We start from the raw sequence: 1,607 nt of genomic DNA on the forward strand, positions 1-1,607 counted from the left end.
CGATCCACTCCTGGAGGTGCGGTGCCTCGGCTCCGATGGTGGTGGGGTCGCCGTGCCCGGTGAGGACCTTCGTCTCGGGCGGAAGGCCGAGCAGCCGGTCCCGGATCGAGTCGATGATCGTCGGGAAGTGGGAGTAGGAGCGGCCGGTCGCCCCGGGGCCGCCCGCGAAAAGCGTGTCGCCGCTGAACAGGGCGGTCAGGGCCGGCGCGTAGAGGCAGACCGCGCCCGGGGCGTGGCCCGGTGTGTGCAGCACGGTCAGTTCGACACCGGCCACGGTCAGGACCTGGCCGTCGGCCAGCCAGGCGTCGGGTTCCCGGTCCGGGTGGGTCTGCTTCCACAGCGGCAGGTCGTCGCCGTGGAGCAGGATCGGGGCGCCGGTGCGCTCGGCGAGGGCGGGGGCCGCGTCGATGTGGTCGTTGTGGGCGTGGGTGCACACGATGGCGGTCAGGCGCCGGTCGCCGACGGCCGCCGCGATGGCGTCGGCGTCATGGGCGGCGTCGATGACGATCGCTTCGCTGTCGTCGCCGATGATCCACACGTTGTTGTCGACGTCCCAGGTGCCGCCGTCGAGCGAGAACGTGCCCGAGGTGACCAGACGTTCGATGCGGGCGTCGGCCATCACAGCACCACCACCGAGCGCAGCACGTCGCCGCCGTGCATCCGCTCGAACGCCTTCTCCACCTCGTCGAGCGCGATGGTCTCCGTCACGAACTTCGCGAGGTCCAGGCGCCCTTGGAGGTGCAGGTCGATCAGCATGGGGAAGTCGCGGGAGGGCAGACAGTCGCCGTACCAGGACGACTTCAGCGCGCCGCCGCGCCCGAAGACGTCGATCAGTGGAAGCTCCAGCTTCATCTCCGGCGTCGGCACACCCACGAGGACGACCGTGCCCGCGAGGTCACGGGCGTAGAACGCCTGCTTGTACGTCTCCGGGCGGCCGACCGCCTCGATGACGACGTCGGCGCCGAAGCCGCCGGTCAGCTCACGGATCGCCTCGACGGCGTCGGTCTCCCTGGAGTTCACCGTGTGCGTGGCGCCCAGTGTGCGGGCGGTGGCCAGTTTCCGGTCGTCGATGTCGACGGCGATGATCTTCGCGGCGCCCGCGAGGCCGGCCCCGGCGATCGCCGCGTCCCCGACACCGCCGCAGCCGATGACGGCGACCGTGTCACCGCGCCCGACGTTCCCGGTGTTGATGGCGGCACCGATACCGGCCATCACACCGCACCCCAGCAGCCCCGCGACAGCGGCCGAGGCGGACGGGTCGACCTTGGTGCACTGTCCGGCCGCGACGAGGGTCTTCTCGGCGAAGGCGCCGATACCCAGCGCAGGCGACAGCTCGGTACCGTCGGTCAGCGTCATCTTCTGCCCGGCGTTGTGCGTGTTGAAGCAGTACCAGGGCCGCCCGCGCAGACACGCCCGGCAACTCCCGCACACGGCACGCCAGTTGAGGATCACGAAGTCACCGGGAGCGACATCGGTGACGCCCTCCCCCACCGACTCCACGACACCGGCGGCCTCGTGGCCGAGCAGGAAGGGGAAGTCGTCGTTGATCCCGCCCTGCTTGTAGTGCAGGTCGGTGTGGCACACCCCGCAGGCCTGGATCTGGACCA

Annotated in this window: 2 protein-coding genes; both read right to left on the reverse strand. The window is 70.7% G+C overall.

All coding sequences use genetic code 11. From position 1 onward, the window contains the following. On the reverse strand, positions 1-619 hold a 619-nt coding region (locus tag RB628_RS40515; protein ID WP_318325650.1), incomplete at its 3' end, for an MBL fold metallo-hydrolase. Continuing rightward, on the reverse strand, positions 619-1,607 hold a 989-nt coding region (locus tag RB628_RS40520; protein WP_318325651.1), incomplete at its 5' end, for an S-(hydroxymethyl)mycothiol dehydrogenase. The genes RB628_RS40520 and RB628_RS40515, both read right to left, overlap by 1 nt.

Source organism: Streptomyces sp. ADMS (assembly GCF_033441795.1).
GTDB lineage: Bacteria > Actinomycetota > Actinomycetes > Streptomycetales > Streptomycetaceae > Streptomyces.